The 23,537-nt window shown below is 68.3% G+C and carries 20 protein-coding genes and 1 pseudogene; 3 read left to right on the top strand and 18 right to left on the bottom strand.

The features are described 5' to 3' along the window. The first annotated feature begins 76 nt into the window (after positions 1-76). Both SALMUC_RS22210 and SALMUC_RS22205 read left to right on the top strand, forming a co-directional pair. Positions 77-1,342, top strand: coding sequence for an agmatinase family protein (locus SALMUC_RS22210; RefSeq protein ID WP_021120827.1), 1,266 nt, complete (start codon positions 77-79; stop codon positions 1,340-1,342). After that, positions 1,332-1,790, top strand: a complete 459-nt coding sequence (locus tag SALMUC_RS22205; RefSeq protein WP_020039370.1) for a hypothetical protein — start codon at positions 1,332-1,334, stop codon at positions 1,788-1,790. The genes SALMUC_RS22210 and SALMUC_RS22205 overlap by 11 nt, the downstream gene beginning before the upstream one ends. 45 nt (positions 1,791-1,835) lie before the next feature. Here SALMUC_RS22205 and SALMUC_RS22200 read toward each other — a convergent pair. The 10 genes and pseudogenes from SALMUC_RS22200 to SALMUC_RS22155 form a co-directional block, all read right to left on the bottom strand. Beyond that, positions 1,836-2,920 (bottom strand): annotated as a pseudogene (locus SALMUC_RS22200) (ABC transporter ATP-binding protein). Positions 2,921-2,923: 3 nt separating this feature from the next. Continuing rightward, positions 2,924-3,709, bottom strand: coding sequence for an ABC transporter permease (locus SALMUC_RS22195; RefSeq protein ID WP_020039368.1), 786 nt, complete (start codon positions 3,707-3,709; stop codon positions 2,924-2,926). Next, positions 3,706-4,692, bottom strand: a complete 987-nt coding sequence (locus SALMUC_RS22190) for an ABC transporter permease (RefSeq protein WP_020039367.1) — start codon at positions 4,690-4,692, stop codon at positions 3,706-3,708. The genes SALMUC_RS22195 and SALMUC_RS22190 overlap by 4 nt, the downstream gene beginning before the upstream one ends. 94 nt (positions 4,693-4,786) lie before the next feature. Continuing rightward, positions 4,787-5,893 (bottom strand): ABC transporter substrate-binding protein, encoded by a 1,107-nt coding sequence (locus SALMUC_RS22185; protein WP_020039366.1) that lies wholly within the window; start codon positions 5,891-5,893, stop codon positions 4,787-4,789. 41 nt (positions 5,894-5,934) lie between these two features. Further along, positions 5,935-7,035, bottom strand: a complete 1,101-nt coding sequence (locus SALMUC_RS22180) for an NAD/NADP octopine/nopaline dehydrogenase family protein (protein ID WP_020039365.1) — start codon at positions 7,033-7,035, stop codon at positions 5,935-5,937. Further along, entirely contained in the window at positions 7,032-7,619 is a 588-nt protein-coding gene (locus tag SALMUC_RS22175; RefSeq protein WP_020039364.1) for a peroxidase-related enzyme, read from the bottom strand. The genes SALMUC_RS22180 and SALMUC_RS22175 overlap by 4 nt, the downstream gene beginning before the upstream one ends. Further along, on the bottom strand, positions 7,616-8,095 hold the full coding sequence (locus SALMUC_RS22170) for a hypothetical protein (RefSeq protein WP_020039363.1): 480 nt from the start codon (positions 8,093-8,095) through the stop codon (positions 7,616-7,618). Before SALMUC_RS22170 ends, SALMUC_RS22175 begins: the two co-directional genes overlap by 4 nt. Continuing rightward, entirely contained in the window at positions 8,092-9,564 is a 1,473-nt protein-coding gene (locus SALMUC_RS22165; protein ID WP_020039362.1) for an NAD(P)-binding domain-containing protein, read from the bottom strand. Before SALMUC_RS22165 ends, SALMUC_RS22170 begins: the two co-directional genes overlap by 4 nt. A 38-nt stretch (positions 9,565-9,602) precedes the next feature. Then, entirely contained in the window at positions 9,603-10,940 is a 1,338-nt protein-coding gene (locus SALMUC_RS22160) for an MFS transporter (protein WP_020039361.1), read from the bottom strand. A 2-nt stretch (positions 10,941-10,942) separates the two neighbouring features. After that, positions 10,943-12,394: an aminotransferase class V-fold PLP-dependent enzyme gene (locus tag SALMUC_RS22155; protein ID WP_020039360.1), complete on the bottom strand. Its 1,452-nt coding sequence runs from the start codon at positions 12,392-12,394 to the stop codon at positions 10,943-10,945. A 122-nt stretch (positions 12,395-12,516) separates the two neighbouring features. On the opposite strand from SALMUC_RS22155, the gene SALMUC_RS22150 reads away from it, so the two are divergent. Further along, on the top strand, positions 12,517-12,981 hold the full coding sequence (locus SALMUC_RS22150; RefSeq protein WP_020039359.1) for an Lrp/AsnC family transcriptional regulator: 465 nt from the start codon (positions 12,517-12,519) through the stop codon (positions 12,979-12,981). Between the two features lie 9 nt (positions 12,982-12,990). Here the strand turns inward: SALMUC_RS22150 and SALMUC_RS22145 are convergent, their stop codons facing one another. From SALMUC_RS22145 to SALMUC_RS22110, 8 genes are all read right to left on the bottom strand, one after another. Next, a complete protein-coding gene (locus SALMUC_RS22145) occupies positions 12,991-14,466 on the bottom strand; it encodes an aldehyde dehydrogenase (protein WP_037372669.1) in 1,476 nt (491 codons plus the stop codon). A 37-nt stretch (positions 14,467-14,503) separates the two neighbouring features. Beyond that, on the bottom strand, positions 14,504-15,661 hold the full coding sequence (locus SALMUC_RS22140; RefSeq protein WP_020039357.1) for an acyl-CoA dehydrogenase family protein: 1,158 nt from the start codon (positions 15,659-15,661) through the stop codon (positions 14,504-14,506). A gap of 39 nt (positions 15,662-15,700) precedes the next feature. Continuing rightward, positions 15,701-17,785, bottom strand: coding sequence for a hydantoinase/oxoprolinase family protein (locus tag SALMUC_RS22135; protein WP_020039356.1), 2,085 nt, complete (start codon positions 17,783-17,785; stop codon positions 15,701-15,703). Beyond that, positions 17,782-19,416: a hydantoinase B/oxoprolinase family protein gene (locus SALMUC_RS22130; protein ID WP_020039355.1), complete on the bottom strand. Its 1,635-nt coding sequence runs from the start codon at positions 19,414-19,416 to the stop codon at positions 17,782-17,784. Before SALMUC_RS22130 ends, SALMUC_RS22135 begins: the two co-directional genes overlap by 4 nt. Further along, the gene (locus tag SALMUC_RS22125) at positions 19,413-20,363 is read right to left on the bottom strand and encodes an aminotransferase class IV (protein WP_020039354.1); all 951 of its coding nucleotides are present in this window, start codon (positions 20,361-20,363) and stop codon (positions 19,413-19,415) included. Before SALMUC_RS22125 ends, SALMUC_RS22130 begins: the two co-directional genes overlap by 4 nt. Before the next feature lies 1 nt (position 20,364). After that, entirely contained in the window at positions 20,365-21,891 is a 1,527-nt protein-coding gene (locus SALMUC_RS22120; protein WP_020039353.1) for a tripartite tricarboxylate transporter permease, read from the bottom strand. Positions 21,892-21,908: 17 nt separating this feature from the next. Further along, positions 21,909-22,427, bottom strand: coding sequence for a tripartite tricarboxylate transporter TctB family protein (locus SALMUC_RS28490; protein WP_020039352.1), 519 nt, complete (start codon positions 22,425-22,427; stop codon positions 21,909-21,911). 62 nt (positions 22,428-22,489) lie between these two features. Beyond that, on the bottom strand, positions 22,490-23,440 hold the full coding sequence (locus tag SALMUC_RS22110) for a Bug family tripartite tricarboxylate transporter substrate binding protein (protein ID WP_020039351.1): 951 nt from the start codon (positions 23,438-23,440) through the stop codon (positions 22,490-22,492). Positions 23,441-23,537: the final 97 nt, after the last annotated feature.

Here is a 23,537-nt window from a genome sequence, read left to right as displayed (position 1 = left end):
CCGCGCGCGCCGCCGGGCCCCGCGCGCAGGCCGTCACCAAGGCCCGGAAGCCCCGGCCGTGCGCCGGACACGACACATGGAGACAGGAATGTTTTCGGAGTTCAGACAGAGGCCCTCGCACCATCCGCGCGATGCCGCCGCCCGCCATGCCCTGCGCGAGCGGCGCCAGCACCACCCGGACCTGACCAAGCTCGCCGGGTGGAAGGCGTTGCAGAAGGAGGGCGAGCTGCCCGAGGGCCGCTGGGACGAGGAGCGCCGCTGGGCGCTGCGCATGGGCCTGACCGGCGCCGAGAGCATCGACGACAAGTCCATCCCGACCTTCGCCCGGGGCGAGCTGCCGCACTACGCGGGCATCAACACCTTCCTCAAGGCGCCCTACGCCGAGGACGTGCTCGAGGTGGCCAACTACGACGCCACCGTGCTGGGCATCCCCTTCGATGGCGGCACCACCTACCGGCCGGGCACGCGCTTCGGCCCGCAGGGGGTGCGCAAGATCAGCGCGCTCTACACGCCCTACAACTACGAGATCGGCGTCGACCTGCGCGAGCAGATGACGATGTGCGACGCGGGCGACGTCTTCACGATCCCTGCCAACATCGAGAAGAGCTTCGACCAGATCAGCCGCGCTGTAAGCCACGTCTTCTCGTCGGGCTCGCTGCCCATCATGATCGGCGGCGACCACTCGATCGGCTTCCCCTGCGTGCGCGGCATCGCCGAGTGCACGAGCAAGAAGATCGGGATCGTGCACTTCGACCGCCACGCCGACATTCAGGAAAAGGATCTCGACGAGCGGATGCACACGACGCCGTGGTTCCACGCCACCAACATGCCCAACGTGCCGGCCAAGAACCTCGTGCAGGTGGGCATCGGCGGCTGGCAGGTCCCGCGCGAGGCGGTCAAGGTCGCGCGCGAGCGGCAGACCAACATCATTACCATGTCCGACATGGAGCGCATGGGCATCGACAAGACCGCCGAGATGGCGCTCGAGATGGCCTGGGACGGTGTCGACATCGTCTACATGTCCTTCGACATCGACAGCATCGACTGCGGGTTCGTGCCCGGCACCGGCTGGCCCGAGCCCGGCGGCTTCCTCCCGCGCGAGGCGCTGGCGCTGGCCTCGAAGGTGGCGGCACAGGGCATCTGCGGGATGGAGCTGGTCGAGGTCTCGCCGCCCTACGACACCTCAGACATCACGGCGCTCATGGGCACGCGGGTCATCGTGGACGTGCTCGGGGCCATGGTCTCGAACGGCACGCTGGGCAAGCACAAGCAGTTCATCGACAAGCCCGTCTCGGTGCCGCACGGCGAATTCGAGGGAAAGAGGTGGTCCAATGCCACATGATCACGGCCCGCACGGGCACCACCACCATCATCACCATCACCACCCGCACGACCACAACCACCCGCAGGACGGCGAGCACCTGCACAGCCACATGCACCACGCCGACGAGGCGGCGGACCTGCAGGTGCTGGCGACGCAGTTCATCGACGGCTTCCTGCAGGCCAAGGACAAGACGAGCTATCTCAAGCTCGCCGGCGTGCCCTTCGAGCGGGCCTCGGCCTCGGGGGCGACGGCACTGAAACTGGTGGATGTCGAGCTCACGACGGACTGGCAGGTGGGCACCGCCTCGCCGTCCTTCGGGTCGCGGGAGCTGAGCTACCTGCCCTTCCCCGGCGAGATGGTCCGCGAGCGCACCAACATGTCGCTGGTCTATGTCTCGATGGATGAAAAATCGGCCCTCGACATCCGCGACTTCCTGCGCGCGCGGAAGCACGAGATCGAGGGCTGAAGGGCGATCCCGGGCCGTCCGAAAGGGCGGCCCGGGCAACGGATCTCAGTCGCGCAGCACCGCCATGCTGTCTTTCCGTCCCAGCCGATCCAGACCGGGGCGTCGCCGACCGACTGGCCGGTTTCGGCATCGACATAGGCCTTGAGGTGCGCGCCCTGCGCGTCCTCGACCGTGAGGTCCACGGCCATGCGGCTGCCGAGGAAGGTCTTGCCGACCACCCGGCCCTGCACCGCGTTGGCGGTCGCCGGGCGCTCCTTGTGGAAGTCCAGCTTTTCCAGACGGACCGAGGCGGTGATCGGCGCGCCCTTGGGCGGCACGCCGGCCGGCGCGTGGCCGCGCAGGGTCTGGCCGAACCAGTCCATCACCACGGCATCGCCGTCGGTCCCGCGCAGCTCGCCGTTCAGCAGGTTCGTCTCGCCGATGAACTCTGCCACGAAACGGCTCGCGGGGTGGAAATACAGCTCTTCCGGCGTGCCGTCCTGCTCGACCCGGCCGTTGCTCATCACGACGATGCGGTCGGACATGGTCAGCGCCTCTTCCTGGTCGTGGGTCACGAAGAAGAAGGTCTTGTTGGTGCGCCGCTGGATCGACTTCAGCTCCTGCTGGACCTGCGCGCGCAGCTTGGCGTCGAGCGCGCCCAGAGGCTCGTCGAGCAGCAGCAGCGCCGGGTCCGGCGCCAGCGCCCGCGACAGCGCGACGCGCTGCCGCTGACCGCCCGAAAGCTGCGCCGGGTAGCGGTCGCCGAAGGCTTCGAGTTCGAGAAAGGCCATGATCTCGTCCTGGCGGGCGCGGATCTCGGACTTGCCCATGCCCTTGAGTTCAAGGCCGAAGCCGATGTTCTGGCGCACGGTCATGTGCGGGAAAAGCGCGTAGTCCTGGAAGACCATGTTCACGTTGCGCTTTTCCGGCGGACGCCTGGTCACGTCTTCGCCGCGAAGCAGGACGCGCCCTTCGCTGGGCTGCTCGAAACCGCCCAGGATGCGCAGCGTGGTGGACTTGCCGCAGCCCGAGGGCCCGAGGAAGGTGACGAATTCGCCCTGCGCGATGTCGAGCGTGAGGTTGTCCAGCGCCACGGTGTCGCCGAAACGCTTGGTGATGCCGTCGAGACGGACGAGAGGATCGTTGGCCATGGCTCAGCTGTCCTTGTTCATGCGGCGCGTGAAGCGCTCGGCCCAGACGCCGATCACGGCGGTGAGCACCAGCGCCACGGTCGCGATGGCGTTGATTTCGGGCGACATGCCCGACTTCAGCTTGGCGAAGATCAGCACCGGCAGGGTCGGCTCGTAGCCGCCGAGGAAGAAGGACCGGACAAAGTCGTCGAAGCTGAGAAGAAGGCAGAAGATGCTCGCCCCCATGATCGCGGGCACGAGGTAGGGAAAGGTGATCCGCAGAAAGGCGATCAGCGGGTCGGCGCCCAGGTCGCGCGCCGCCTCGATCTGGCTCTTCGGCAGGGTCGAGAGCCGCGCCATGACCACCAGCACCACGAAGGGCACGTTGTGCACCGCGTGGGCCCAGATGATCGCGCCCATGCCGGGCTCGATCCCGAGGTAGCGGGCATAGATGCGGAACGCGATGGCCGAGATGATGCCGGGGATCAGCGCCGGCAGCACGGTCATGCCGAAGACCACGGCGCGCCCCCAGAAGCTGCGCCCCTCGAGCAGCACCGCGATCCAGGTGCCGACGAGGATCGAGATCACCGTCGAGAGCACCGCGATGGCGACCGAGTAGACGAAGGCCGAGATGGTCTCGGCGTCGTCGAAGACGCCGGTGTACCACTCCAGCGTGTAGCTGCGGATCGGGAAGCCGATGAAGTTGCTGTCCTTGAACCCCATGAGCACCATGAGGATCAGCGGCACGAACACATAGGCGACGAAGGCCCAGTAGACGCAGGACAGGATGATGCGGTTCTTCCGGTTCATTTCGTGTCTCCCTTGCGCAGGGCGCTCATCAGCCGCTGGAACGCGGCCGAGATCCCCAGCGCGGCGAGGAACATGATCACGGCGAAGGCCGCACCCGTCGGCCATTCGTCACCCGCGACGTGGAAGAAGCCGGCGATGGTTTCGGCGAAGACCGTGGTCGAAGGGCCGCCCAGCAGCACAGGCGTCGCGTAGAAGCCGGTCGAGATCAGGAAGACCAGCGTGCACCCCGAGGATATGCCCTCCAGCGTCAGCGGCAGCGTCACCCTTCGGAAGCGCGTCCATGCGCCCGCGCCGAGGTCGGCGGCGGCCTCGTTCATGGATTTCGGCAGCTTTTCCAGCGCCGAGTAGAGCGGCAGCAGCATGTAGAGCGCGGTCAGGTAGACGATGCCGACACCCATGGAAAAGCTCGTGTACATGAAGGGGATCGGCCGGTCGATCAGCCCGATCCAGCGCAGCACGAGGTTCACCGCCCCGGTGTTGCCGAGCAGGATCATGATGGCATAGGTCCGCACGATCTCGCCCACCCAGAAGGGGATCAGCAGCAGCAGCAGGAAGAGCATCTGGTTCTTGCGGCTCACATGCCGGGCCAGGAAGTAGGCCACCGGGTAGGTCAGGATCAGCGTGCAGAAGGTGAACACCCCTGCAAAGATCAGCGTGCGGAAGAAGGGCATCCAGAACAGCGGGTCCTGGAAGAAGCGCAGGTAGCTGTCGAAGGTGAAATGCTGTTCGACGCCGGGCGCGACCGGGTAGGCATCGGTCAGCGACACGCGCAGCATCTGGAGCATCGGGCCAAGGTGCTGCGTCAGCACCCAGAGAATCGGGAAGATCGCGAGGATCAGGAACTGGCGCCGCGGCGAGGCGGTCGCCATTGCGGCGAGGGCCCGGTAGGGCGCCCAGGCAGAGAGCCGGCCCCAGAAGGTGCGGTCGGCCGGGGCCTTCTCGGCGGCGCCGCGTTCTTTCCGCGCGGATGCCTCGTAGGTCATTGTGTCGCCCTTTCGGAAGGAGACGTCGGGAAGGTGTCACAGCCCCTGCCCGGCCGTGTGGCGGCCGGACAGGGACGAAGGCGGGTCGGCCGGATCAGGCGGCCTTGATTGCCTCGACCGCGGGATCGACGAGACCGTATTTCATCTCGTTCGCCTCGGCGCGGAAGAACTGCAGGTTCGCCAGCTGCTCGTCCGGGAAGGAGGTCGAGGCCTTCTCGAGGTCGGTCAGGTATTCCGACGCGCCCTTGTAGGTCGAGATGAAGCCCGAGGCCTTGGTCATCGCCGCGCCGATCTCGGGCGATGCGAGGATCGCGTCGAGGAAGGTATAGGCGTTGTCGGGGTTCGGGCAGTTCTTGGCGATGTTGTAGGTGTAGACGAAGCCGTAGGAGCCTTCGTTCGGGATCGCCATGCCCAGCGGGAAGCCGTCGTTGATGAGCGCCGCGGCGGGGCCGTTCCACGAGTGGCCCAGCACGATGTCCTGGTTGACCATCATCTGCTGGAACTCGGCGCCGCCGTCATAGTACTTGCGCACGAGCGGCTTGTGCTCGATCAGGAAGTTCTTGGCCTCCTCGACGATGGCCGCGGCCTTGTCGGGGTCGTCCATGTATTCGACCATGTTGCCGTCGTAGCCCATCATCAGCATCACGATCGACATCATGTCCTGGATGATATAGGCGGTCCGGCCGCTGTATTCCTCGGAGAAGAGGGTGTTCCAGGTCAGCGCCTCCTCGGCCGAGACGTAGTCGGTGTTGTAGGCCAGCACCTCCATGCCGGACAGGATCGGCGCGCCCCACTTCTCGCCCTGGATGGTCGACCAGTCCGACTCCGAGAAGGTGGGGTTGATGTTGCCCCAGTTGCTGAGGCGGTCGGTGTCGAGCGGCGCCAGCAGGTCGCTGTCGATGAACTGCAGGAAGCGGTGGCCGGCCACCGTCATGATGTCCACCGAGGGGTTGGGCTGCTCGGCCGCCAGCAGGTTGAACTGCTTGCCCTGGTCGTCGACGAGGCGGACGTTGATCCTGATGCCCGTTTCGGCCTCGAACTGCTCCTTGAAGGCCTCGGGCACGAAGTCGTTGTAAGTCCAGACGTTGACCTCGCCGCCCTGGGCGTTGGCGCGGCGCAGATAGGCCGGGCTGGCCAGCGCCACGCCCGAGGCGGCGGCGGTGGTGAGCAGCTTGCGGCGGTTGAGGATGAGTTTCGACATGATCGCGTCTCCCTGTGGGTTTGGTCCGTATCTTTTTTGGATCACGACGCCGGTTCGGGCGTCTTCCGCAGCAGGCCGGTACGGGCGGCCTGGCGCAGATCGTCAAGGCTGAAGCCGTCGAGCTCCAGCGCGTTCAACAACTCGTTCTCGGCGGCGAAATCGCGACCGTACATGGCGGAAAAGATGCTGATGCCCGCCTCGTGCAGCTCGGCCCGGTGGCCGGTCAGCCGGCCAAGGACGGCGGTCAGCTGCAGCCCGTAGGGCACGTCCTCGGTGACGTAGCGGCTGTCGGCCGTGGCCGGTCCGGTGCCGCCGTTGCCCTGCGCGTGCATCTGCTGGTTCATCTCCGAGACGCTCGCCTCGGGCACGTGGAAGCTGAGGCTGAAATGCTCGAAGATCGTCTTGGTCTGCAGGCTCAGCGACTCCGCGATGGCCAGCCGCTCGGCGTCCAGCGCCTCGAGCAGCGCGCCCACCTTGGGGGTCACGTTCTGGCCCTGGCTCCAGGTCTCGCCGCGCTCCATCCGGGTGATGTTGCCCAGGGCGATACCGAGATGGTTCTGCGGGTTGAGATTCGACAGCGAGATCGCCAGCAGCCCCTCGCGGGGGACGAAGACATCGCCGAAGAGCCGCGTGCAGACCGCCAGCGCGCAGTCGCTGCGCGGCTCGGGCACGGTGCACAGATCGACCTTCTTGCGCACGGTGTTGACCTTGACGGTCGCGCCCTCGCCCCGGCGGCCGGTGACGGCGGTCGTGCCCCAGGCGGTGATCGGCGCCTGCACGCCGCGCGCCTCGAGCAGCTGCATCAGGTAGAGCGCGCCCAGCGAGGCGTGGCTGCTGACGATGATGTGCTGCCCGTCCCGGATGTGCGGCGCCAGCGCGTCGAAGACGGCTTTGTGCCCGTAGGCGGGCAGCGCGATCAGGATCGCGTCGTTCTCCTCGGCCAGCTGCTGCGCCGAGGTGGCGACGCGCGGCGAGAACTCCGCCTCGATGGCGCCCGTCGCGGTGAGCGGCGCGTCGGCCAGCACCCTGGTCGAGGCGCCCGAGGGCGACCAGAGCATCGGGTCGTGCCCGTTCTGGTGCAGCAGGGCGGCCGAGCCGAAGGCGATGGAGCCCGCGCCCGCGATGCCGACCTTGCAGCTCATGCCGGCACCTCTTCGCGGACGGGATCGCCAAGCACATGCATCAGCCGGTTCGCCCAGCCGAAGAGCGAGGACGACAGGATCAGGTCGAGGATCTCCTCCTCGGTCAGGCCCGCCTCGCGCAGCGTCGCCATGTCGTCCTCGGTCGCGCCGGTCGGCGCCTCGGACAGCTTGCGCGCGAAGTCGAAGATCGCGCGGTCGCGCTGGCTCAGGTCGGCGTTCTCGCCCTTGGCGAAAAGCTCGTCGGTGACGGTGGTGTCTTTCTCCAGCTTGGCGTGCCGGTCGGCGTGGACCGCCGCGCAGTAGATGCAGCGGTTGACCATGGAGGCCGCCAGCGCGCCGATCTCGCGCTCGGCGCGGGACATGCCGCCGGAGTCGTACATGATCGCGTTGAAGAGCGGCGAGCGCACCTTGAGGCTTTCCACGTCGTGCGCCAGCGTCAGCACATAGGCCGAGACCTTGGTGTTGGACGGCGTGACCTGGAGCGCCTCGAGCTGTTCCTTCGTGGCCTGCTGCAGGTCGACCGGCGTCACGCGCGGCTGCCAGGTGGGGACGGTGCGGGTGAACTTGTGAACGACGCGGCTCATGCGGCGGCTCCCTGCATCAGGCGCAGGCCGGCGACCACGCGCAGTTGGTAGGCGACGAAGGCGACCAGCTCGCAGATGCGCACGATGTCGGCATCCGCGACCCCGGCCGTCTGCAGCCCGGCGATGTCCTCGGCCGCGATGTTGCGGGTGTCGTTGGCGACCTTGTCGACGAAGGCCACGAGGTGTGAGAGCCCCTGGTCGGTGCCGTCCTGCGCCGGGTCGGCCAGCGCGGCGCTGGCGCCGGCACGGGCGGCGTGACGCTCGGCCAGCGCGGGCTCGCCGCCCAGCGCGGCCACGCGGGCGGCCAGAGCGGCGCGCAGCGGGTGCGGAAACGCGCCCGGATCGTTGGGCGCGAGCACGGCATCCTCGGCGGCCTGGGTCGCCTCCATGATGTTGGCCCGGGTCTCGACGGCGGCGCCGACGCGCCCGCCTGTCACACCGGCGGCGCCAAGGGTGGTGGTGTCGTAGATGGTCATGCGACCTGTCCTTCTTTCTTCTGTTGCGCCGGCTCCAGTTCGGTGGCTGTCCATTCGCTGCCGTCGAGCTCGGGCGTTTCGTAGTCCAGCATGGCCTGCCAGTGCGCCTCGAGGTCCTCCTGGTAGAGCGTCGCGGCCATCGAGCGCGCGAGCCACGAGGCCCCGTCCGAGACGCCCGGGATGTCGCCCGAGACTTTGCCCAGGCTCGCCGAGGCGCCGTAGTTGAAGCAGTAGACATTGCTCAGCCAGGGGTCCATGCCCGGCTCCTTCGGGCGGAAGGTGAAGTCCGGGTTCAGGTAGGGGAAGCGCCCCAGGTCGGCCTGCTCCTCGCCCTCGGGCGGGGTATAGACATCCTGCCACAACTGGATGCGGCCGGCGACCTCTCCGAACTCGGTGCGTGCCATCGGATCGATGACGAAGCCCGTGCCCAGGATCACGAAGTCGCAGACGTAGGAAGTGCCGTCGGCGAAGAAGATCTCGATCTCGTCGCCACGATCCTCGATCCGCGTGGTGGCCTTGCCGAAGTGGAAATACGCGTTGGGATGACGGCTGACGCGCAGGGTCGAGCCGTGCGGCGAGGGCGTCTGCGTCGAGAAGCTGTACTGCATGAAGCGCCAGCGCCATTCGTCGGGCAGTTCCGCGAAGCCGGCGGTGAAGCCGTAGCTGCCGATGCCCATCATCTTGTTGACCGTCGGCATCTCCTTGCGGCGCACGAGGTGGCGCACCTCGGCCGCGCCGTGCTCCAGCGCCTCGGCGGCGTTGTCGACGGCCGAAGCCCCCACGCCGATCACGCCGACGCGCTTGCCCTTGAGGCTGTCGAAGTCGATGTCGTCCGCGCTGTGCGCCCAGAAGCGGCGCGGCAGGTCCTGCACGAAGCCGGGGATGTTCGGCCCGCCGGTGCCGTCACGGCCGGTGGCGAAGACCAGCTTGCGGCAGAGGATGCTGTCCTCCTCGGCGCCGGACAGGTGCAGGCGCAGCAGGTCGCCCTCGGGTTCGACGCGGTCGACCGAGACGCCGTTCTCGACCGGCACGCCCAGTGCGTGGCGATACCAACGCAGGTAGTCCATCCACATCGCGCGCGGGATCTTGTCCAGCTCGTCCCAGGCGTGGGCGCCGAACTGCGCGCGGAACCAGGCCTGAAAGGTCAGCGCCCCGTGGCCGAAGGCCGGGCCGGTGAGCGTCTTGGGCGAGCGCAGGGTCTGCATCCGGGCGTAGTTGAGCCAGGGGCCCTCGTAGCCCTCAGGGCTGCGGTCGAGCACGCGGATGTTGCGCACGCCGCCGGTGGTCAGGCCCAGCCAGGCGACCATGCCGCACATGCCGCCGCCGATGATGACCACGTCGGTCACGCCATCGCGCTGCGGCACCCAGTCCTTGCCGGGGTAGCACAGGAACTCGAGATCCTCGCGCAGGCGGGCTTCGAGGGCCGGCAGGCCCTGCGCGTCGATGGGGGTGGGGTCATTCGTCTGCATACGAATCATCCTACGGGAAATCGTGTTGCGGTTCAGCATCAAGCGGGGCTGCGAACCCAGCTCGGATGCAGCTCGTCTATGTGGTAGGCATGCGCGTGGCCCTGCCGCGGGCCCTGACCGGGGTGGTCGCGCAGGTGCGGGTGGTCGGCCGGCAGGTCGGGATGCTCGTGAGACAGTTCGACCGGATCGTTCGCGGGCCAGACCCGCGTGGCGATCAGCGCGACCGTCGCCGACATCACGCAGAGCGTCAGCAGCGCGTGCTCCAGCGAAACGAAGCTCGCGAGCCAGCCCGCCAGCGGGTAGGCCACCAGCCAGCCCGCGTGGCTGAGCGAGAACTGCGCGGCGAAGACCGCCGCCCGGTCCGAGCGGTTGGCCGAACGGGTGATGACCAGCCCGCCGGGCGTCAGCACCAGCGAGGAGGCCAGGCCGAAGGCGGCCCAGACCAGCTCCAGCCCCGCCAGCGGCGGTTGCGGCAGCAGCGCAAAGGCCGCCCCTACGGTGGCGAAGGCGAAGATACCGGTGAGCATCGAGACGCGCTCGTTCGTGCGCCGCACGAGGCGCGGGACCAGCACCGCGCCCAGCGCCGCGCCGAAACCGTAGCCCGCCATGAGCAACGGATAGCGCCCCTCGGCATCGCCCAGTCGGGCGCCAGCATAGACCACGGTGTTGACCAGCACCCAGGCCATGGCAAGCGAGAGCGCGAAATTCAGCAGGAACAGCCCGCGCAGGCGCGGGGTGCGAGAGTAGATCGTCATGCCCTTGAGGGCGCGCTTGAGAAACGGCCCCTTGCCGGCGACATGGCCGCGCGGCGGGAAGGGCGTGGCCAGCAGGAAGACCACCGAGCCGACAAAGGACAGCGCCGCGCAGAGGAACAGGGCCTCTGGGGCCACGATCTTGAGCACAGCAGCGGCGATCACCGGGCTCAGCACCGACTCCAGCGTGTAGGCGATGCGCGACCAGGCGAGCGCGCGGGTATAGGTCTCTTCCTCGGGCAGCACGTCGGGAATGACCGACTGGAAGAGCGGCGTGAACCCTGCCGCCAGCACGAAGAAGACGAAGGCCAGCGCGCCGATCTGCCAGGTCTGCGTGACGAAGACCATCGGCAGCAGCAGCAACATGCGCCCGAAGTCCAGCCCGACCATCGCCCGCTTGCGCGGCACCGCCGACAGCAGGCTTTCCGCGAAAGGCGCGAGCCCGACGTAGGCCACCATCTTGAGCGCCAGAAGCAGTCCCAGAACGCGGCCGCCCGCCTCGGGTCCGCCGATGTCGTAGGCGGCCAGCGAGAGCGCCACCGTCAGCAGGCCCACCGCGAGCAGCGAGCAGACCTGCGCCGCAAAGAGCGTGCGGAACGAGCGGTTGGCGAGCGGGCTTGTCACGGTCAGGCGCTTTCCCTTTCGGTGTCATCAGGCGCGAAACGGGCGGTGCTGCCGTCCGCGCGATACTTCGGCCCGTAGTCTGCGGCGTCCCGGGCAAGGTTGTCCACCGCCGCCACGATCATATCAGCCTTGTCGTCTGTCATCAGCGCCGAGAGGTTCAATCGCACCCAGCCGGGTTTGGCAAGCTCGTCTCCGCCCTCAATGGCGGCTTCCGTCGCGGCCGATCCCGTTTCGTCGAGGCCCAGCAGACGGTGGGCGTAGGCCCCCGCACAGGCGCATCCGCCGCGCGCCTGGATGCCGTACACGTCGCTCAGCAGCCGGGTGAAGAACTGGTGGTGCACCAGCCCGCCCTGCCCGTCGCGCACGCGGAAGGAGAAGATCGGCAGCGCGTCGGGCTTCTGCAGCCCCAGCATCTCGATGCGCGGATTATCGCGCCACGCCGTCTCGGCCCGCGCGCGCAGCTCGCGTTGCCGCGCGGCCATCCAGCCGGCGCCCAGCGCTTCCTTGACCAGCATCACCAGCGCGACGCGGATGTCACCCACCACGTTGGGGGTGCCGCCCTCCTCGCGCGCGGCAAGGCTGCCGGAGTAGGTGTGCCCCCAGGGCGAGACGAAGCTGACAGTGCCGCCGCCGGGCAGCGTGGGCGTGTCGCGCCGCGCGATGTCGTCGCGCAGGACCATGGCGCCCGAGGCGCCCGGCCCGCCCGGAAACTTGTGCGGCGAGAAGACGATGGCGTCCTTCGCGGCATCGCCCTGCCCCATGCTCATGGGGATGTAGGGGGCACCGCCGGCATAGTCCCAGACAGCCACCGCGCCGTGGCGTTTCAGCAGGCGCGTCACCGCGTCGGTGTCGGTCAGGATGCCGGTGACGTTCGAGGCGGCCGAGAAGGCGCCGACGATCAGCTCCGCGCCCTGCGCCGCCGTCAGCTCGGCCTCGAGCCGGTCCATGTCGGGGCCGCCCTCGGCGCCCTCGGGGATCTCGATGACCTCGGCGCCGCTCTCGCGCCAGGGCAGCAGGTTCGAATGGTGTTCGTAGGGGCCGATCAGCACCACGGCCCGGCCGCCGCGCGCCACGGTGCCCGCGATGTCCAGCAGCCCCACGATGCGGTTGAGCCCCGCCGTGCTGCCCGAACCGGTGAAGACCACGCTCGTGCCCTCTCCGGCGCCGGTCATGCGGGCAATCTCGGCGCGTGCGGCCTCGCGCAGTTTGGTGCAGAAGGCGCCGCAGAACGAGGCCTGCGTGTGGCTGTTGGCGTAATAGGGCAGCACCCGGTCGCGGATGAAATCCTCGACCTGCGCCAGCGCCCGGCCCGAGGCCACGTAGTCGGCATAGACCAGCGGTTTCGGTCCGAAGGGGCCGTCGATCTCGACCCCGTCTCCGATCAGCCCGGCGCGCAGCCAGTCGAGCAGGTCCGGGCGCTTCAGGGATTGGGCAAAGTCGTCGAGGGGGGCCATGGCCGCTCCGTTGGGTTGGGTCGTTCGTTGCATGAGTTTCCGCAAAGCATGTCACCTCGATCTGAAAAATGTTCACAAATTTTCACCTTCATATTCCCTGAATTGGGTCATATGATCCGAAAATGCCCCGTCATCTCGATCAGACTGATTATCGCATCCTGCGCGAACTCCAGCGCGACTCGTCGCAGTCCCAGCGCGCCCTGAGCGAGCGTGTGGGGCTGTCGCAGAACGCCTGTTGGCGCCGGCTCAAGGCGCTTGACGCGGCGGGGATCATCGTCAATCACACGGTCACGCTCGACCGGAACCAGCTCGACGCGGGGCTTGTCGTCTTCGTGATGGTCAAGACGCGGCACCACTCGGCCGACTGGCTCAAGCAGTTCCGCAAGCATGTCTCGTCGATCCCCGACGTGATCGACTTCTACCGCATCGGCGGAGAATACGACTACCTGCTCAAGATCATCACCCGTGACATGAACAGCTACGACGAGGTCTACAAACGCCTCATCGAGGAGATCGAACTGGAGACCGTGACCTCGTACTTCGCGATGGAAGCCATCGAGGAGCAGCGCCCGATCCCGATGGGATGACGGACCCGGTCAGCGCCGGATGAAGGGATTGGCCACGACCTGGGGTTCGGCCAGCCAGACCGATTTCGGCTGCAGGTATTCCATGATCGCCTCGCGGCCGTTCTCGTGCCCGAGCCCGCTGCGCTTCCAGCCGCCGAAGGGGGTGGTGTAGCTGGTGGAGCGGTAGGTGTTCACCCAGACCGTCCCGGCCTGCAACCGGCGCGACATGCGCAGCGCGCGGTTGAGGTCGCAGGTCCAGACCCCCGCGGCGAGCCCGTAGAGCACGTCGTTGGCGATGGCGACCGCCTCGTGCTCGTCGCGGAAGGTGAGCACGCTCAGCACGGGGCCGAAGACCTCTTCCTGCGCGATGCGCATGTCGTTGCGCACGCCGTCGAAGATCGTGGGCTCGACGAAATAGCCGCCCGACCCTGCGGGCCGCGCCGAGTTTCCGCCAAGCACGCAGCGCGCGCCCTCGCCGCGCGCGGTCTCGATACAGGACAGGATCTTGTCGTGCTGCGCGGCGGTGGCCACCGGCGAGATGTTGGTCTCCGGGTCCATCGGATCGCCGAGCCGCGCCGCCTTGGCCAGCCCGACGAGGCGGTCGAGGAATTCGTCGTGAAGACTTTCGTGCAGCAAGAGCCGCGATCCGGCGATGCAGGTCTGCCCCGAGGCCGCGAAGATGCCCGAGACCGCACCCGGCACCGCCGCGTCGAGATCGGCGTCGTCGAAGACGATGTTGGGGGACTTGCCGCCAAGCTCGAGCGTCACCTTCTTGAAGTCGCGGGCCGCCGCCGCGTTGATCTCGCGCCCGGCCGCCTCGCCGCCGGTGAAGGCCACCTTGCGCACCAGCGGATGCGTGACGAGCGGCATTCCGGCCTCCTGGCCGAAGCCGGTCACGACGTTGACGACGCCCGGCGGGATGCCCGCCGCCTCGACCAGATGCATCAGCTCCACCGTCGAGGCAGTGGTGTATTCCGAGGGCTTGATGACCACGGTATTCCCCGCCGCCAGCGCCGGGGCGAGCTTCCATGCAAGCAGCAACAGCGGCGAGTTCCAGGGCGTGATGAGCGCGCAGACGCCCACCGGCTCGTAGGTCACCATGTTGACCACGCCGGGCTTGTCGATGGGCGGCACGCGCCCCTCGACCTTGTCCGCCATGCCGCCGTAGTAGGCATACCAGTTGGCCATGTATCGGCACTGGTTCGACATTTCGGCCAACAGCTTGCCGTTGTCGCGGACCTCGATCTCGGCCAGCCGGTCGGCATTCTCCGCGATCAGGCCCGAAAGACGCACCAGCGCCGCACCGCGCGCACTGGCGGTCCATCGCGGCCAGTCGCCCTCGGTGAAGGCCGCGTGTGCGGCCTGCACGGCGCGGTCCACGTCGCGGGCGCCGGCGCGCGGGAACCGGGCCCAGTCCTCGCCGGTGTAGGGATTGGCCGAGGCGAAGGTCTCGCCGTTTTCCGCGGGGAGCCAGTCGCCCCCGATCCACATACGGTAGTCCTGCATCAATGCCTCCGTCTGTTTCGCGCCGCGCCGGCCGCGCTCATCGCACGACCTCGGGGCGTTGCGGGAAGCGGCGCTCGAAGATTCCCTCGGCGATCCGGTTGCGCATCATCTCCAGCGACCCGCCCGCGATCTGCCAGCCCCGGGATTTCCGGAAGCAGTACTCGACAAGGCTTTCGTCGCAGAACCCGAGGCCCCCCATCGCCTGAAGCGCCTCGTTGCAGGCCTCGAACCCCGCGAGGTTGCAGGCCAGCTTGGCGAGCGCCGTCTGCTGCGCGTCGGGCAGGCCCCGGTCCGCACCGGCAGCGGCACGAAAGAGCAGCAGGCGCGCGGCCTCGAGCTTCATCAGGCTATCGGCGAATTTCCATTGCAGGCCTTGGAACTCGGCCAGCGGGCGGCCGAACTGCCGCCGCTCGTGCACGTAGTCCCGCGCCGTGTCGAAGGCGAAGCGCCCCAGCGCCTGGGCCCGTGCGGCGTTGCCGATCCGCTCGGCGTTGAAGCCGCTGATCTGCTTCTTGAACCCGCCGGGGCCGAGCAGCACGTTCTCGGGCGGCACGTAGACCTCGTCGAAGTAGAGCGCGCACCAGCGCTCTCCGTTCATGTAGGACGACGGCTCGCCGAAGAAGAAGCCCTCCATGCCCCGCTCGAGGATGACCGACCCGATGCCGCCCGTCCCGGGCCCGAACCGAAGGTAGACGAGAAAGGTGTCGGCATCGGCGGAGTGGCTGGTGAAGACCTTGCCGCCCGTGACCCGGTAACCCGCGCCGTCCGGTCGCGCTGTGGTCTGAAGGTCGGTCACGGCCGAGCCGGCGCCTGCCTCGGTCATGCCAAGTCCGATGACCGTCTCGCCCCGAAGAAGCGGGGCGAGGTACTTCTCGCGCTGCGCCGCCGTGGCGTATTCCGCGAGGGTGCGGATCGCGCCGAAGTTGCCAGCCTGGATGATGTCGGCGCTCTTGGGACAGACCAGCGCGATCTGCTCGATGGCGATCACGGCATCGAGCAGCGTGCCCCCCTGTCCGCCCTTCTCTTCGGGGATCGTGATCCCGAAAAGGCCGTTTTCGGCAAAGAGCCGCGCCACGTCGAAGGGATAGTCCGGCGCTCTCACGCGTGCGAGCGCGCCGTCCTTGAGATGCTGTTCGGCCAGTTTGCCGACGGTGCTCTGAAAGAGCCTGCGTTCCGTGTCGAGTTCAAAGTCCAAGGTCGTCTGCCTTCCAGGGGTCGTTAGGTTTCGGCGCGGTCAGCCGTCGAGGTCGATGATGAGGTTGCCGTGGTCGTCGACCGTGGCCGTGGAGTCCGGCGGCACGATGATGGTCGACTCCCGCTCTTCGAAGACCGCCGGACCGGCGATCGGCAGGCCCGGGACCACGCGGTAGCGATCGTGCACCGGGGTCTCGACAAAATCGCCGGCCTCGCTGAAATACACCTGGCGGCGGCCGGTCAGGCTGTCGCCCCCGCGCGGGGTCGACCGGGGCTCGAGGGCCGGCCGCGGCCCGGCGACGACGACCCGCCAAGAGATGATTTCGGGCTGCATGGTCTCGGCACGTCCGAAGAGGACACGGTAGCGGTCCTCGAAAAGACCGCGCAGGGCTGCGGTATCGCCCGCCTCGATCACCGACAGCGGCATGGCGACCTCGACCTCGAAGCCCTGCCCCTCGTAGCGCATCAGCGCGCTGATCGTGGTAGTGGCCGTCTCGGGCAACACCCCGGCCGAGGCCACGAGCGACAGGCCTTCCTTTTCGAGTTCGTCCACCATCGCGGCGACGCGCGCGAAATCGAGCCCCGCCAGCGGCTCCATTGCCGCACGCACGAATTCGAACGAGGTCGGCGAGGCGAGGAACCCGAAGGCCGAGGCCACCCCTGCCCCGAGCGGACAGATCACCCGCCGGACGCCCATGCGCCGGCCAAGGTTCGTGGCGTGCACCGGGCCCGCCCCGCCGATGGCCAGCAGGGCGAAATCCTGCACCTTGCGGCCGCTTTCCAGCGCGTGGATCGTCGCCGCCTGCGCCATGCTCTCGTTGACGGTCTCGTAGACGCCCCAGGCCGCCTCGACCACCGACAGGCCCAGCGGCTCGGCCAGCTCGCGGCGGATCGTCTCCTCGGCGGCGGCCTTGTCGAGTGCCATGTCGCCGCCCAGGAAGGAGCCCGCGTCGAGGTATCCCAGCACGAGGTCCGCATCTGTGACCGTGGGCTGCCGCCCGCCGCGCCCGTAGCAGGCCGGGCCGGGCTCGGAGCTCGCGCTTTCGGGGCCGACCTTCACGAGGCCCAGCTTGTCGACCTGCGCGATGGAGCCGCCACCGGCGCCGATCTCGATCATGTCGATGACGGGCACCTGCAGAGGCAGGCCGCTGCCCTTCGCGAAGCGGAAGACCCGCGCGACCTCGAAGGTGTCGCTCTTGAGCGGCTCGCCGTCCTGGATCAGGCAGGCCTTGGCGGTGGTGCCGCCCATGTCGAAGCACAGCAGGTCCTTTTCGCCCGCGAACTTGCCATAGATCGCGGCCGCCTGCGCGCCGCCGGCCGGACCCGACTGCACGAGCCGGATGGGGAACTCGACCGCCGTGTCGTGCCGCACGGTGCCGCCGTCGGCGAGCATGAGATAAAGGTCCTGCGGCAGGCTGCGCCGCCCCATCTCCGAGACCAGCCGCTCGACGTAGTTGCGGAAGATCGGCTGCACGAAGGCATTCGCGACCGCCGTCGAAGTCCGCTCGTACTCGCCGATCTGCGGCATCACCTCGAAGGAGGTGCAGACTGTCACCCCGGGCAGTTCCTCGGCGAGGATCGCCTTGACCATGCGTTCATTGGCGTCGTTGCGGAAGGCGTGCAGGAAGACCACCGCCACCGCCTCGACCCCGGCCTCCCGGAGATTGGCGGCCAGCGCGCGGATCTCGTCCTCGCGGGGGGCGCGCAGCACCTCGCCGTCGGCCTGCATGCGTTCGTCGATCTCGAAACGCAGGCCGCGCGGGACCAGCACCTCGGGCATGTCGATGAAGAGATCGTAGATCGAGTAGCGAAGCTCGCGCCCGATCTCGAGCACGTCGCGGAAACCGCGCGTGGTGACCAGCGCCGTCCGCACGCCCTTGCGCTCGATCAGCGCGTTGGCGACCAGCGTGGTGCCGTGGATGACGGTGCGGACCTCCTGCGCGGTGACCTCGTTCGCGCCAAGGATGCGCGTGACGCCGTCAAGAACGCCCTCGGCCGGGTCGCTGGGCGTGGTCAGGACCTTTTCGTTGGCCAGCCGGCCCGACCCAGTGTCGAGCATCACGACATCGGTGAAGGTCCCGCCGATATCGACACCGATGCGAAAGTGGGCGTCTACTGCGTTCATGTCTCGTATCCATACTTGGCGGTTGCGTGCTGCGGGCTGACCAGCCCGCTCGCGATATCTGCGCGGATCGCCTCGGGGTCGCGCTCGGAGGGCGCGCCCATGCCGCCCCCGCCTGGGGGCTGGAAGGTGATGACATCGCCGGGGGCGATCCGGGTCTGCGTCTTGGCCGGGATGCGCTCGCCGTTCAGCAGGTCGAGCCCCGCGGCCCCGGCTCCGCCGCCCAGCAGGCCGCGCGGCGGGTTGTCGACCCGCTCGTGCCGGATCGTCACGGTGACCGGCGCCTTGCCGATGTTGCGGAACGACAGGCGCTGCGCGTTGCCGCCGCGGAACCGCCCGGCGCCGCCGGTGTCGGGCACCAGCGCCTTTTCCTCGACCAGCAGCGGGGTCTGGTTCTCGAACTGCTCGATGGCCTGGTTCGACACGTTCGAAGGGAAGCTGAGGCAGCCCGGGCCGTCCTGCGTGGGCCGGGCGCCGTGGCCGCCGTTCATGAAGAACATCTTGACGAAGGGCCGGTCCGCCCCCTCGCGGCGACCCTTGAAATAGACGTTCCAGAGCGGCGAGCCGCAGTCGGCGATGATCTTGTCCGGCGCCACGGCCGAGAGCGCGCCGTAGACCACCGGCGGCATGTAGTGCCCGGTCAGGTGCCGCCCCCAGACCGGCGCCGGCCGCGACGGGTTCACGAGGCTGCCCTCGGGCGCGGTCACCTTGATCGGGCGGAAAGCGCCGTCGTTGATCGGCGTGCCCGGATCGAGCGCGCACTTGATCGCGTAGCAGCTGTATGCCTGCGTGAAGGTCAGGGGCGAATTGACCGGGTGGTCGATCTGGTCGCTGGTGCCGGTGAAGTCGACGGTGATCTCGGAGCCGCTCACCGTCAGGCTGCAGCGGATCGCGAGCGGATGCTCGAAGCCGTCGGCGGTCAGCTCGTCGGTATAGGTGCCGTCCGGCAGCGCCTCGATGGCGCGGCGCAGACTGGCCTCGGAGCGGTCCAGCGCCTCGTCGGCAAACGCCTCGAGATCGCCGAGGTCCTCCTCGTCCAGCAACCGGAAGAGCCGCGCCGCGCAGGTGTGATAGGCCGCGAACTGCGCGCGGATGTCGCCGAGCGTCTCGTCCGGCTCGCGCAGGTTGGCCTTCATGATGTCGACGATCAGCGCGTTCTCCTCGCCCTTCACGAGGATCTTCGAGGGCGGGATGTTGAGCCCCTCCTCGTAGCAGTCCCGCGCCGCCGGCGACGGGGCGCCGCCGATGTCCACCGTATGGAAGATCGACCCGATGAAGCCGAGGTGCAGCCCGTTGCGGAAGAGCGGCTTGATCATGGTGATGTCGTTGAGGTGCCCCGTGCCGAGCCAGCCGTCGTTGGTGATCAGCACGTCGCCGTCGTCCAGCGTCTCGACCGGGAATTTCTCGAGCATCGCCTGAAGGGTGCGCGACATCGTCCCGATGAAGGAGGGCACGCTGCGGCGGCTCTGCGCGATCTGGCGGCCGCGCGCGTCGAGCAGACCGATGGCGAAGTCGTAATTCTCGCGCACGACCGAGGAAAACGACGTGCGCACGCAGGTCTCGCCGACCTGGTCCATGAGGCCGCTCATGCGCGCCCAGACGATGCCGACCTTGACCGGGCTCAGTTCCGTCATTCCGTAGTCTCCCGTTGCGATGCGATAGGGGTAAGCCAGCCCCGGGGCGCGGCGGATGTGCCGCGCACCAGCGCGAAGTAGTCGTCCTGCAGGGCGCGCGAGACCGGACCGGGCCGGCCGTCACCCACCTCGAAGCGGTCGATGCCGACGACGGGGGTTACCTCCATGCCCGTGCCGACGAGCATGACCTCGCTCGCGGCGTGCAGTTCCGTGCGGTCGACCGGCCGCTCGATTACCTCGGAGACCGCCCTGCCCTGCCGCGCGCAGGCCAGCACCGTGTCGCGCGTCAGGCTCTCGAGGATGTCCGCCGTCACCGGCGGCGCGATCAGCACGCCGTCGCGGACGATCAGCACGCAGGCCCCCGGCGCCTCGGCCACCTCTCCGGCCTCGGTCAGCAGCAGGGCGGTGTCGTAGCCGTCCGCCTTCGCCTGGAGCCCGGCGAGGCGACCGTTGAGGTAGTTCGCCGCCGCCTTCACCCGCGCCGGGCTGGCGTTGTCCGAGATGCGCCGCCAGCTCGAGACCTGGCAGCGCAGGCCGTCTTGCAGCCGCGCGGCAAGCTGCGGCCTGGGGCGGGCGATCACGGCCACGCCGGTCGGGCCGCGCGCGGTCATCTCGCCGTCGCCGCCGACGTAGACCTGGATGCGGATGTAGCAGTCCTCCTGCGCGCCGGAACGCTCCAGCACGCCGAGCGTCGCCGCCTCCAGGTCCGCCACGTCCGGTATCTCGTCGAGACACAGCACCTTGCAGGAGGTGACGAGCCGCTCGAGGTGCTCGCGCATCCGGAAAAGCGCGAGATCACCGCCGTCGGCCCCGCGGTAGGCCCGGATGCCCTCGAAGACCGAGGCCGCGTAGGTCACGCCGGGCGCCAGCAGCGGCAGGCGCACGTCCTCGACCGGGATGAAGGCGCCGTCGAGGTAGCCGACGAAATAGGGAGCGCCGCCTGCCATCTCAGCCTCCCGCCATGTCGGCCGCGCGCATCGCCTGCCGGTCCCGCAGCAGACGGCGCAGCACGAGGATCAGCAGCAGCGCCATCGCGCCCAGCAGCGCGATGAAGGCCGGGCGGGCGAAGAAGTAGCCCAGAGGATTGGGCACCGACCCCGCGATCAGCATCGAGATGCGCAGGTTGCTCTCGAGGATCGGCATCAGGATGAAGCCGATGAGCAGCGGCACCGTCGGGAAGGCAAGCTTCGTCAGGCCCCAGCCCAGCAGGCCGAAGAGGAAGACAAGCTGGACGTCGAAGACCGAGCCGCGCATCGCGTAGGCGCCGGCGGCGGCGATCACGATGACCACCGGAAAGAGGATGCGCTTGGGCACCGTGACGACGCGGCGAGCCATGTGGACCAGCCCGTGCCCGAGGACGAGGTTGATCGCGTTCGCCAGCAGCAGCGCGGTGAAGACCGCGTAGATCGGCTCGGGGTTGTCCCGGAAGACCACCGGACCGGGCGTGATCCCCTGGATCAGCAGGGCGGACAGGATCAGCGCCGCGGCGATGTCACCGGGGATGCCGAAGGCCATCATCGGGATCAGGTTCGCGCCCGAAACCGCGTTGTTCGCGCTTTCCGGGGCCGCGATGCCGTCGAGCGCGCCCTTGCCGAAGGTCTCGGGGGCCTTGGAGGTCCGGCGCGCCTCGTTGTAGGCGAGGAAGGCCGCCACCGTCGCGCTGATGCCGGGCAGCGCACCGACGGCCGTGCCCAGAGACGAGGACTTCAGCAGCGTCGGAAGCACGCTGCGGAACTCGGCCCAGGACACGCGCCGGTCCTCGCGCTTCTCCGAGAAGGTCACCGCGCTGGTGGCCAGCTTCTCGACCGGGTGCTCCATCTGGCGCAGGACCTCGGCCACGGCGAGGAAGCCGATCAGCATCGGGATCAGGCCGATGCCCTCTTCCAGCTCGAGAAAGCCCATCGTCATGCGCGGAGTCGCCGTGACCGGGTCGAGCCCGATGATGCCCAGCAGCATCCCCATGCCCATGGCGACGATGCCCTTCCAGATCCGGGCGCCCGAGATGAACCCCATGGTGATCAGCGAGAAAGCCACCAGCAGCGTGTATTCCGCCGGACCGAAGTTCAGCGCAATGGCCGCGAGGAAGGAGGCGCCGAAGATCAGCACGATGTCCGAGAAGCTGTCGCCGAAGACCGAGGAATAGAGCGCCATCTTGCAGGCCTTCTCGCCCTTGCCCTGCTGCGCGAGCGGATAGCCGTCCATCACCGTGGCGGCGGCGGCCGGGGTGCCCGGCGTCTTGATCAGGATCGCCGTGACCGAGCTGCCGAAGAGCGAGCCCTTGAACATGCCGATCAGCATCGGCACGCCGACCCAGGGATCGAGGTAGTAGGTGTAGGGGATCAGGAGCGCGACGGTCATCGTCGCGGTGAGGCCGGGAACGGCGCCCAGGACCTGCCCGACCACGACCCCGGCCAGGACGGCCAGGAGCGATTGCCATGTCAGTGCAAGCTGCGCGCCCGCGATGATGCTATCCATGTGCTTGAACTCTCGATTTAATCCAGAAGGTCACCAAGCAGACCGCCGGGAAGGCGGACGCTCAGGAGACGGCCGAAAAGGAGGTAGACGAAGACCGCGCAGGCGACGCCGGTCAGCGCGACCATCCAGGGGCGTTGCTCGCCCAGGCGGCGGACCAGGTAGGCAACCAGCGCGATGCTGGCGAGGTAGAAGCCCGCGACCGGGATCAGCACGAAGGCGTAGAAATTGGTCAGCAGGTTCATGAAGATCCCGTTCCGGGTCTCGTCCGGAGTCCCGAGGTCTTCGCTGATGTCGTCCGTCATCTCGTCAAGGCCGCCCTTGGCCCAGGCCAGGGCCAACGACAGGATCCGGAGGATCGTCGCCAGGGCCATGATCGCGGCCAGAAGGTAGGGCGCGAAGCGCGGTGAGACCTCGCTGTCCGAGCCGAAGCCGGCCGGCACGTCGATGGAGAGCGGCACGTACCAGAAGGCGAAGGCCGCAAGGAGCAGCAGCATCAGGGCAATGATCAGCAGTTCCCGTTGCAGGTGTCGCGGCATCTTTCAGGCTCCGTCGGCTGGATGTCCGGAGGCCGCGAGGGCCTCCGGAACGGTTGCGGGGATCACTCGGCGAGCCCGTAGGTTTCGGTCGCCTCGCCCATGGCCTCGAAGTCGCCGCGCACCCGCGCGGTGAAGTCGGCCGAGTTCAGGTAGGCACCCTCGGCCTTGATCCGCTCCATGAGCTGGGCGAACTGCTCGGTCTCCGAGATCTGCGCGAGCGTGTCGTCCCAGACCGAGATCACCTCGTCCGGAAGGCCTGCCGGCGCGGCCAGCGCGAAGAAGCTCGCCAGCTCCAGCGGGTAGCCCAGCTCGCCCAGCGTGGGGGCATCGGGGGCCTGCGGGTTCCGGCCCGGGCTGGTCTCGGCAAGGATCTTGATCTCGCCGTTGTCGAGCGCGGGCCCGTAGTCCGAGATCACCGCGAGGTCGATCGTGCCCGAGAGCAGGTTCGCCAGTTCGATCGCGCCACCCTTCGAGGGCAGGAAGGTGGTCACGGCTTCCTCGGCACGGAACATCGCCTCGGTCGCGAGGTGCGGACCGCCGCGCGGCACGGCCGCCGACCATCGCAGCTGGCCCGGGTTCTCCTTGGCGAAGGCGATGACGTCCTCGATGCTGTCGTACTTGCCGTCGTTGCGCACGATCACCGGCTGCTTGGACAGCATGTACTGCCCGAGGTAGGACAGGTCGGTCATGGGATCGTAGGGCGCCTCGATGACATGCGGACGCACGGTGATCGGGCTCGTCGAGATGAAGCAGATCGTGTAGCCGTCGGGATCCGCGTTGGCGCAGCTGTTGATCCCGATGAAGGCCCCGCCGCCGGCGCGGTTCTCGACCACGAAATTCACGCCCAGAATGTCGCTCGCCTGGTCGGCGATGAAGCGCGAGGTGATGTCCCCGTTTCCGCCCGGCGAATAGGGCACGATCAGCAGGATCGGCTCCGATGGATAGTCCTGTGCGGCGGCCGTTCCCGCCGATAGCGCGAGCGCGAGGGCGCCCTTGACAAGTTTGTCGATCATCCTCTTCTCCTGTGCTGGTAGTCGCGCCCCTGGCGCATTTCTTGCGCTGAAGCGGCCCGCGGCACGCTCCGGAACAGCGCTCTTGCAATGCCGGAGG

It is taken from the genome of Salipiger mucosus DSM 16094 (assembly GCF_000442255.1).
Classification (GTDB): Bacteria; Pseudomonadota; Alphaproteobacteria; order Rhodobacterales; family Rhodobacteraceae; genus Salipiger; species Salipiger mucosus.
This window is presented reverse-complemented; position numbering and strand designations above follow the sequence as displayed.

Bases quoted from the DNA above. Each gene is read 5' to 3' on its own strand.
- SALMUC_RS22210 (WP_021120827.1), top strand. From the start codon at position 77: ATGGAGACAGGAATGTTTTCGGAGTTCAGACAGAGGCCCTCGCACCAT.
- SALMUC_RS22205 (WP_020039370.1), top strand. From the start codon at position 1,332: ATGCCACATGATCACGGCCCGCACGGGCACCACCACCATCATCACCAT.
- SALMUC_RS22195 (WP_020039368.1), bottom strand. From the start codon at position 3,709: ATGAACCGGAAGAACCGCATCATCCTGTCCTGCGTCTACTGGGCCTTC.
- SALMUC_RS22190 (WP_020039367.1), bottom strand. From the start codon at position 4,692: ATGACCTACGAGGCATCCGCGCGGAAAGAACGCGGCGCCGCCGAGAAG.
- SALMUC_RS22185 (WP_020039366.1), bottom strand. From the start codon at position 5,893: ATGTCGAAACTCATCCTCAACCGCCGCAAGCTGCTCACCACCGCCGCC.
- SALMUC_RS22180 (WP_020039365.1), bottom strand. From the start codon at position 7,035: ATGAGCTGCAAGGTCGGCATCGCGGGCGCGGGCTCCATCGCCTTCGGC.
- SALMUC_RS22175 (WP_020039364.1), bottom strand. From the start codon at position 7,619: ATGAGCCGCGTCGTTCACAAGTTCACCCGCACCGTCCCCACCTGGCAG.
- SALMUC_RS22170 (WP_020039363.1), bottom strand. From the start codon at position 8,095: ATGACCATCTACGACACCACCACCCTTGGCGCCGCCGGTGTGACAGGC.
- SALMUC_RS22165 (WP_020039362.1), bottom strand. From the start codon at position 9,564: ATGCAGACGAATGACCCCACCCCCATCGACGCGCAGGGCCTGCCGGCC.
- SALMUC_RS22155 (WP_020039360.1), bottom strand. From the start codon at position 12,394: ATGGCCCCCCTCGACGACTTTGCCCAATCCCTGAAGCGCCCGGACCTG.
- SALMUC_RS22150 (WP_020039359.1), top strand. From the start codon at position 12,517: ATGCCCCGTCATCTCGATCAGACTGATTATCGCATCCTGCGCGAACTC.
- SALMUC_RS22145 (WP_037372669.1), bottom strand. From the start codon at position 14,466: ATGCAGGACTACCGTATGTGGATCGGGGGCGACTGGCTCCCCGCGGAA.
- SALMUC_RS22135 (WP_020039356.1), bottom strand. From the start codon at position 17,785: ATGAACGCAGTAGACGCCCACTTTCGCATCGGTGTCGATATCGGCGGG.
- SALMUC_RS22130 (WP_020039355.1), bottom strand. From the start codon at position 19,416: ATGACGGAACTGAGCCCGGTCAAGGTCGGCATCGTCTGGGCGCGCATG.
- SALMUC_RS22125 (WP_020039354.1), bottom strand. From the start codon at position 20,363: ATGGCAGGCGGCGCTCCCTATTTCGTCGGCTACCTCGACGGCGCCTTC.
- SALMUC_RS22120 (WP_020039353.1), bottom strand. From the start codon at position 21,891: ATGGATAGCATCATCGCGGGCGCGCAGCTTGCACTGACATGGCAATCG.
- SALMUC_RS28490 (WP_020039352.1), bottom strand. From the start codon at position 22,427: ATGCCGCGACACCTGCAACGGGAACTGCTGATCATTGCCCTGATGCTG.
- SALMUC_RS22110 (WP_020039351.1), bottom strand. From the start codon at position 23,440: ATGATCGACAAACTTGTCAAGGGCGCCCTCGCGCTCGCGCTATCGGCG.